This is a genomic window from Flavobacterium sp. R1_16 (genome assembly GCF_057652095.1).
Genome location: NZ_JBYFCG010000007.1, coordinates 66054 through 74676 on the forward strand (window position 1 = coordinate 66054; position 8623 = coordinate 74676).

Annotated in this window: 7 protein-coding genes; 6 read left to right on the forward strand and 1 reads right to left on the reverse strand. The window is 33.4% G+C overall.

Translation table 11 applies throughout. The features are described from left to right. Window positions 1-63 precede the first annotated feature (63 nt). Window positions 64-1686 (forward strand): CTP synthase, encoded by a 1623-nt coding sequence (gene pyrG, locus AC23L6_RS11365; protein WP_487562534.1) that lies wholly within the window; start codon window positions 64-66, stop codon window positions 1684-1686. A gap of 47 nt (window positions 1687-1733) precedes the next feature. Then, entirely contained in the window at window positions 1734-3644 is a 1911-nt protein-coding gene (gene yidC / locus AC23L6_RS11370; RefSeq protein ID WP_487562533.1) for a membrane protein insertase YidC, read from the forward strand. Between the two features lie 45 nt (window positions 3645-3689). Here yidC and AC23L6_RS11375 read toward each other — a convergent pair whose 3' ends face one another. Further along, window positions 3690-4625 (reverse strand): fasciclin domain-containing protein, encoded by a 936-nt coding sequence (locus AC23L6_RS11375; RefSeq protein WP_487562532.1) that lies wholly within the window; start codon window positions 4623-4625, stop codon window positions 3690-3692. A 378-nt stretch (window positions 4626-5003) separates the two neighbouring features. Here AC23L6_RS11375 and AC23L6_RS11380 point away from each other — a divergent pair, with 378 nt between their 5' ends. From AC23L6_RS11380 to AC23L6_RS11395, 4 genes are read left to right on the forward strand one after another with little or no spacing between them, the layout of a single operon-like run. Continuing rightward, on the forward strand, window positions 5004-5723 hold the full coding sequence (locus AC23L6_RS11380; RefSeq protein WP_487562531.1) for a toxin-antitoxin system YwqK family antitoxin: 720 nt from the start codon (window positions 5004-5006) through the stop codon (window positions 5721-5723). A gap of 36 nt (window positions 5724-5759) precedes the next feature. Next, window positions 5760-6947, forward strand: a complete 1188-nt coding sequence (mnmA, locus tag AC23L6_RS11385) for a tRNA 2-thiouridine(34) synthase MnmA (RefSeq protein WP_487562530.1) — start codon at window positions 5760-5762, stop codon at window positions 6945-6947. A gap of 22 nt (window positions 6948-6969) precedes the next feature. Beyond that, entirely contained in the window at window positions 6970-7914 is a 945-nt protein-coding gene (locus tag AC23L6_RS11390; protein WP_487562529.1) for an NAD(P)H-dependent flavin oxidoreductase, read from the forward strand. Between the two features lie 29 nt (window positions 7915-7943). After that, entirely contained in the window at window positions 7944-8360 is a 417-nt protein-coding gene (locus tag AC23L6_RS11395; protein ID WP_487562528.1) for a hypothetical protein, read from the forward strand. The last annotated feature ends 263 nt before the right edge of the window (window positions 8361-8623 follow it).

An 8623-nucleotide genomic window follows, 5' to 3' on the forward strand; every position in this document is an offset into this window, starting at 1 on the left:
TTTTGCCACGTTTTTTACAGAACCACGACTCAACAACAACACAACAGCAAACAACAACAAGTAATGAATCAAACGAAATATATTTTTGTTACAGGTGGTGTAACTTCTTCCTTAGGTAAAGGAATTATAGCAGCTTCTCTAGCAAAATTATTACAAGCAAGAGGTTATCGCACTACCATTCAAAAATTTGACCCTTATATTAATGTCGATCCAGGAACATTAAATCCCTATGAACACGGAGAATGCTATGTTACTGATGATGGTGCCGAAACCGATTTGGATTTAGGACATTACGAGCGTTTTTTAAATGTTCCCACTTCACAAGCTAATAATGTTACCACAGGTAGAGTCTATCTTTCTGTAATTGAAAAGGAGAGAAGAGGAGAGTTTTTAGGCAAAACAGTTCAAGTAGTGCCACATATTACCAATGAAATAAAAGAGCGCATGCAATTGCTCGGAAACTCAGGGGATTATGATATTGTCATTACAGAAATAGGCGGAACAGTTGGAGATATTGAGTCTTTACCTTACATTGAATCCGTTAGACAATTGGTTTGGGAATTAGGAGAAAACAATAGCATCGTTGTTCATCTAACTTTAGTGCCGTTTTTGGCTGCAGCGGGTGAGTTAAAAACAAAACCTACGCAACATTCCGTAAAAACTTTGATGGAAAGCGGAATAAAAGCTGATATCCTAGTTTGTAGAACAGAGCATGAACTTTCAGAAGAATTGCGTCACAAGTTGGCCTTGTTTTGTAATGTAAAACGTGAAGCTGTTATACAATCTATTGATGCTTCTACTATTTATGAAGTACCCAATTTAATGCTTGAGGAAGGTCTTGATGTAGTAGCACTGAAAAAGTTGAATTTATCCAAAAAAGCAGCGCCAGATTTAAAAAATTGGAATACCTTTTTACATCGATTAAAAAATCCAAAACATACCGTAAGCCTAGGATTGATAGGAAAGTATGTAGAGTTACAGGATTCCTATAAATCCATTTTGGAAGCTTTTATTCATGCTGGAGCTGCAAATGAAACCAAAGTTAATATTGTTTCTATACATTCAGAATTTGTAGATGGTGATAACGTTGCATCAAGATTATCTGGTTTAGATGGAATTTTAGTAGCGCCAGGTTTTGGAGAGCGAGGAATAGAAGGTAAAATTCAATCCGTTCGTTATGCCAGAGAGAACAATCTTCCTTTTTTTGGAATTTGCTTAGGAATGCAAATGGCTGTTATCGAGTATGCTAGAAATGTATTGGGCTTTAGCGACGCCAACTCAAGCGAAATGAATCAAGGTACATCTCATCCTGTTATTGATTTGATGGAAGAACAAAAAGGCATTACTGATAAAGGGGGAACAATGCGACTTGGTGCTTGGAAATGTTCGATTTCACCCAATTCGTTAGCGCATAAAATATACGGCAAAATCAATATTTTAGAGCGTCATCGTCATCGTTATGAGTTTAATGGTGATTATTTAGAACGAATGGAAAATGCGGGATTGAAAGCTTCGGGAGTTAATCCAGATACAGGTTTGGTCGAAATAGTTGAATTAGAAAATCATCCGTTTTTCATTGGAGTACAATATCATCCAGAATATAAAAGCACGGTTGCAAATCCACATCCTTTATTTGTTAACTTTGTCGCCGCAATGGTAAAAAATAAAAAAACTATAGTAAAATAATATTTGACTATCACTTTGAGAAAATTCAAAGGATAAAATTTTAAATAATGGAACAAAAAAAATTAGACCTCAATTCAATTATTGGATTCATATTAATCTTCGGAATTTTGATTTGGATCATGTATCAAAATCAACCGACTCAAAAAGAAATTGATGCTGAGAAAGCCAAGAAAGAACAACAAGCTAGTGCTAAAATACCTACAAAATCAACAGCTGTTGCGACCCTGGTTAGTAATGGCTCTGTGGTAAACGATTCATTACAGCTTACAAAATTGAAAACGGCTTTAGGAAGTTTTGCTTATTCGGCTTCGCTTCCTTCTGCAAAACAGGCTTTTACCACTATAGAAAATGACTTGGTACTAATTAAAGTTGCTAATAAAGGAGGATTTATTGTTGAAGCTACTTTAAAAAAACATCAAAAGTTTAGTAAAAATTCAGGTCAATTGGTGTCTTTAATTAAAGATAATAACTCGGATTTGAATATCAATTTATTGACTCAAGACAATCGAGTTCTTGAAACGAAGAATTTGTTTTTCGAACCTATATTGACTAAAGAAGGTGAAAATCAAGTCTTGTCCATGAAATTGAAAGCAGCAGATAATCAGTTTCTAGAGTACAGATATGTATTGAAACCAAATGATTATATGTTGGATTTTGATGTACGTTCACAAGGATTAAGTAAGGTCTTAAATACTTCAAAACCATTGGACTTAGAATGGAATTTGAAATCGTATAGAAATGAGAAAAGTGTTTCTTATGAGAACAGATATGCTGAAATCTATTTTGAGTATGAAGATGGAAAGTTCAATTATACTGGGCAAGGGCATGACAAGGAAGAAAATCCAGAAAAAGTTGGATTTGTGGCATTCAAGCAACATTTCTTTTCTTCAATTTTGATAACCAATAATCCATTTGCCAAAGCCAAATTATATTCTAACAATCTAGTAAATGATGAGAAAGTAGATACCATTTTCACTAAGCAGTTTAGAGCTAATTTGCCTTTAGTCTATACCAACGGAGAAGTAGATTATAAAATGAATTGGTATTTTGGTCCAACTGATTATGCTACTTTGAAGGCCTATGATAAAAATTTAGACAAGATAATTCCTCTAGGTTGGGGAATATTTGGCTGGATTAACAAGTTTATTTTTATACCTCTGTTTGGGTTTTTAAGCTCATACATAGCGTATGGAATTGCCATTATTGTATTTACAATTTTGATTAAAATTGCCATGTCGCCAATAACGTATAAATCATTTTTATCTCAAGCAAAAATGAAGGTTTTACGACCTGAAATAACTGAGTTGGGAGAGAAATTCAAAAAAGATCCGCTAAAAAAGCAACAGGAGACAATGAAATTGTACAACAAAGCTGGAGTGAATCCCATGGCAGGTTGTATACCAGCCTTGATTCAAATTCCGTTTATGTATGCTTCATTTCAGTTCTTTCCGTCAGCATTCGAATTAAGACAAAAAGGTTTTCTTTGGGCTGATGATTTGTCCTCTTTTGACCAAGTGGCAAAATTACCTTTCCACATTCCTTTGTATGGAGACCATATAAGCTTGTTTCCAATTCTTGCTGCTATTGCTATTTTCTTCTACATGCAGATGACTTCTGGTGACCAGCAAATGGCTACGCCACAACAAGAAGGAATGCCAGACATGGCTAAGATGATGAAAATCATGATATACGTCTCACCAGTGATGATGTTAATATTCTTTAATAGTTATGGAGCAGGGTTGAGTTTGTATAACTTTATTTCTAACTTAATCACTATAGGAATTATGTTAGTAATTAAGAATTACATTATCGACAGTGATAAAATTCATGCTCAAATTCAAGAAAACAAATTGAAAGAGCCCAAAAAGCAAGGTAGATTCCAACAAAAATTACAAGAAGTAATGCAGCAAGCTGAAGAGCAAAAAGCATTGCAACAGAAACAACAGAAGAAAAAATAAAAAAAGCTCCCAAATTTGGGAGCTTTTTTATGCTTTGTATTGAACTTAGTCTGCCAAATTAGGTAATAAGACTTTGTCAATAGCGTGTATAATTCCATTTCCACATTGCACATCTGTTAGGACGATGTTAGTGTTTCTTCCTTCTGCGTCAGTTATTACTGTACCTGCAATAGTAACGGCTTGTCCTTGAAAAGTGTTGATAGGCGTTGTAGGTATGCCACTTGATACTACATTTGCTCCAGTAACTACATGGTATTTCAAAACAGCTGATTTCCCATCAGAATTTAATCCTGTGTATAAATCTAGTGTAGCTGAATCAAAAGCAGAATTTAGAGGAGCAAATACTGTAAAAGGTGAACTTGCAGTTCCAGCTAAAGTAGGCACTAATCCTTGAGCTGTCAATAGGCTAGCTAGAGTAGAAAAATTAGGATTGGCTGTAGCGTGTGTTGCAATTGTAGGGATACCTATAATTGCATCAACAACATGAACAACTCCATTTGAAGCTTCAACGTTTGGAGTAACTACGTTAGCCACTCCATTGAAAAGTTTCGTACCCTCTGCAGTAGAAGTATTTACATACATATCTATATTGTTAGTTGTGGTTCCGAAAGTAGCAAGTGTTTTAATGTAACCAGTTGTCAATTGAGTTGATAATACTTTACCACTAACAACGTGATTTAGTAGAACTTGTTTTAGGGTCGCCTCAGGAACATCGTCTAGGGAGTCGAAACCATTAGCATCTAAAAAAGTATTAAATGCGTCATTTGTAGGGGCAAAAACGGTGTACGGACCACTGCCTTGTAGCGTAGATGCTAATCCAGCTTTACCTAAGGCTTGAACTAAAATAGACAAATTAGCATTTCTAGAAGCTAAACCAGTTATTGTATTGTCAACTGGTGTTTCTGTAGTGTCATCATCACTGCAAGAAGTACTAAGAATAGCAATAAATGCTATCAGCATAATTTTTGATAATTTTTTCATAAGTCTTTTAATTTAATTGTTTTTGTTTTGACATTACCCAAAATTATTAAACACAATTGATATTTTGTTTAAATTTTTATTAAAATTATTAAACAAAATAAAACTTTATATTCTTTTTAAGAGTTATTAAAACTTGAATTTTATTTTGCGTAATTGTCTTCTTAAAGATTATTGACTTATTCATTCTTTTTTTGGTAAATACAGATTTTATAAGTTAAACAAAATTTTGATGCATCAAAAATTCCTCATTTTATTTTCTACTAATCAAAAATTATACTTCAAAAAAAGAACTACATTTCTAGTTCTAATTAATAACTGTATTTTTGTAGAAATAAAATCAACCTAAAGCCGTTATCGTTATCAGTAAGTTTTTTTAATATGATAAAAAATAAAATGAGTTACCGTCTGCTATTTTTTGTTTTGATGTTTAATGTTGTAGTTACTGCTCAAACAAGTTTCAATCAACTGGATGACAAAGGGAAGAAGCATGGCGTTTGGAAAGGTTTTTATCCTGATTCAAAAAGAATACGTTATGAAGGGACTTTCAATCATGGAAAGGAAGAAGGTGTTTTTAATTATTATGATGATACAAAAGCTCAGTCAATAATAGCAACTAGAGATTTTAATGCAAAAGATAATTCTGTTTATACGATATTCTATGATCAGAGAAAAAATAAGGTAAGCGAAGGGAAACAACTCAATAAGTTATTTGAAGGGCAATGGAAATACTACCATAAAGAATCTAAGGAAGTAATGACTATTGAAAATTATAAAAACGGGAAATTAGAAGGATTGCGAACGGTTTTTTATCCAAGCACAAAGATTGCTGAGGAAGCAAATTATTCCAAAGGATTAAAGAATGGGCTGTATAAAAAGTATTCTGAAAAGGATGCTGTTGTTTTAGAAGAATCCAATTATAAAAATGGCGAGTACGACGGATGGGCTATTTACAGAGATCCATTGGGTAATATCGCAGCTCAAGGTAAATATGTTAATGGGAAAAAGAAAGGAATTTGGCAGTTTTATGAAAACGGAAAGTTGGTTAGTGAAGAAAACATGTCAAAGGTTAAGAAAGTTGTAAAACCAAAAACCAAATAAATTTAAAATTGTACTTTTGCACGTAAATTTTTTAAAATGAAACGTGTAGTTGTTGGACTATCAGGAGGAGTAGATTCTAGTGTTGCCGCATATTTATTGCAGCAACAAGGTTATGAAGTCATAGGTCTTTTTATGAAAAATTGGCATGATGATTCTGTAACTATTTCTGATGAATGTCCATGGCTAGAAGATAGTAATGATGCACTATTGGTAGCTGAAAAACTTGGAATTCCTTTTCAAACTATAGATTTGAGTAAGCAATATCAAGAAAAAATAGTTGACTATATGTATAGCGAGTATGAAAAAGGACGTACTCCCAACCCTGACGTTTTGTGCAATCGCGAAATCAAGTTTGATGTATTTATGAAAATTGCGTTAAGTCTAGGAGCCGATTATGTAGCCACTGGTCATTATTGCAGAAAAGATGAAATTAACGTTAATGGGGCTCCAGTATTTCAATTATTGGCAGGAATAGATGGAAACAAAGATCAATCTTATTTTTTATGTCAACTTTCACAGGAGCAATTAGCTAAATCACTATTTCCAATTGGAGAATTGACAAAACCTCAAGTTCGTGAAATTGCCTCAAAAATGGATTTGGTTACCGCTGATAAGAAAGATTCACAAGGGTTATGTTTTATAGGCAAAGTAAGATTGCCTGAATTTTTACAACAAAAGTTACAGCCAAAAGAGGGTTTAATCTTTGAAGTTGATGCCAATGAAAAAATTTACTCTTCTAAGCAACATAATTATAAGTCTCAAGACGAGACTCTTATAGCAGATGCAACCCCAATTCAATACACTCCAACCATGGGAAAAGTTGTTGGAAAACACCAAGGTGCACATTATTACACCATTGGACAAAGGAAAGGTTTGAATGTTGGCGGAACTAAGGAAGCATTATTTGTCATTGCTACAGATGTAGAAACCAATACTATATATACGGGTCAAGGAAATCGTCACCCTGGATTGTTTAGAAAAGCACTTTTTATAAAACAATCAGAAGTACATTGGATTCGTCAAGATTTGGCTATAAAAAATAGAGAAACTCTGAGGGTAATGGCTAGAATACGGTACCGTCAGGGATTACAAGCGGCTACTCTTTATCAATACGAGCAAGGAATGTATGTTGCATTTGATGAACTTCAATCTGCAATAACATCAGGGCAATTTGTAGCATGGTATCTTGATGATGAATTAGTTGGTTCAGGAGTAATTTCGTAAGTTTACTTCGACAGAAAGCACTATGAATAGAATCACCCAACTTTTCAATATTAAATATCCAATAATTCAAGGTGGAATGATTTGGAATAGCGGATATAAATTAGCAAGTGCAGTTAGTAATTCTGGGGGGTTAGGTTTGATAGGTGCAGGTTCTATGTATCCTGAAGTATTGAGGGAACATATTCAAAAATGTAAGAAAGCTACAAGTAAACCTTTTGGAGTGAATGTGCCTTTATTGTATCCCAATATTGAAGAGATTATAAATAGTATTGTAGAAGAAGGGGTGAAGATTGTTTTTACCTCTGCAGGTAATCCTAAGACTTGGACTTCATTTTTAAAAGATAAAGGGATTACGGTTGTACATGTTGTTAGTAGCTCCAAATTTGCAATTAAAGCCCAAGAAGCAGGAGTAGATGCAGTTGTTGCTGAGGGTTTTGAGGCAGGAGGTCACAATGGAAAAGAGGAAACCACTACATTTACTTTAATCCCTATAGTAAAAGAACAAATTTCGATTCCATTAATAGCTGCTGGTGGAATTGCTTCAGGAAAAGGAATGTTAGCCGCCATGGTTCTTGGCGCTGACGGAGTTCAAATAGGCAGTCGTTTTGCAGCTTCTTATGAATCTTCAGCACATGATAATTTCAAGAATAAAATTTTAGAGACCAAAGAAGGGGATACTCAATTAACATTAAAAGAATTAACACCAGTTCGATTGATAAAAAATAAATTTTATCAGGATGTTGAGAATTTATATGCAAAATGTGCCAAAGTTGAGGATTTGAGAGAATTACTGGGAAGAGGTAGAGCCAAAAAGGGGATGTTCGAGGGTGATTTGGATGAGGGCGAACTTGAGATAGGACAGGTCGCGGGATTAATCCATGAGATTAAATTTGTTGATGAAATAATGACTGAAATAATTCAAGATTTTGAATCGTCAAAGAATAATGTAAAAGATATATTTTTTTAATTTAATACTATATATAGCAAAACATGGATATGATGAAGTATTTTAGAAACATATTTATAATTGTAAGTCTGTTTGGAATTACCCAGCATGCATCGGGTCAGATGTATAAATTTCAAACAACTGGATTTACGGTTTCTGAGAAAGATGAAAAAGGGGCTTGGGGTAAATGGTCTGATTTTCAAGAAGCATCATTAGTAGTAACTTTGGATACCAACAAAAATAGAATCATAATATATTCTCAAGAAATTCAGTTGTATGAGATTGTAAATTATGAAGAAAAACAAGAAAATGAGAATGATGAAATATATCCTTTTTCTTGTAGGAATGATGATGGAGAACCCTTTTTAATTTCTATAATAACCAGAAAAAAGCAAGGCAATAGAAAACAGTTGTACATCAATCACAAAGATGCCATTGTTGCTTATAGCATCATTAATCTAAAATAAATATTTCTTTAGGACAATTTAACTATTCTTATCGTATCTTGAATTGCTATTTAAAGTGATTTTAAGTCTTTTTTAAGAAGATTTTCCTTATTTTTTTGTTCCTTACAGTTAGTTTATTAAAATCTTAAAAAGAGATGGTTTGAGTTTTTCAGCTATTCTCTTTTTAGTTTTAGTATATGTAAATCAGGTCGTTGGATTTTAAATTTTACGGTTTTTGACTATTAATAAATTGTTAATGATTTTGTTCATAATATTAAAACCAT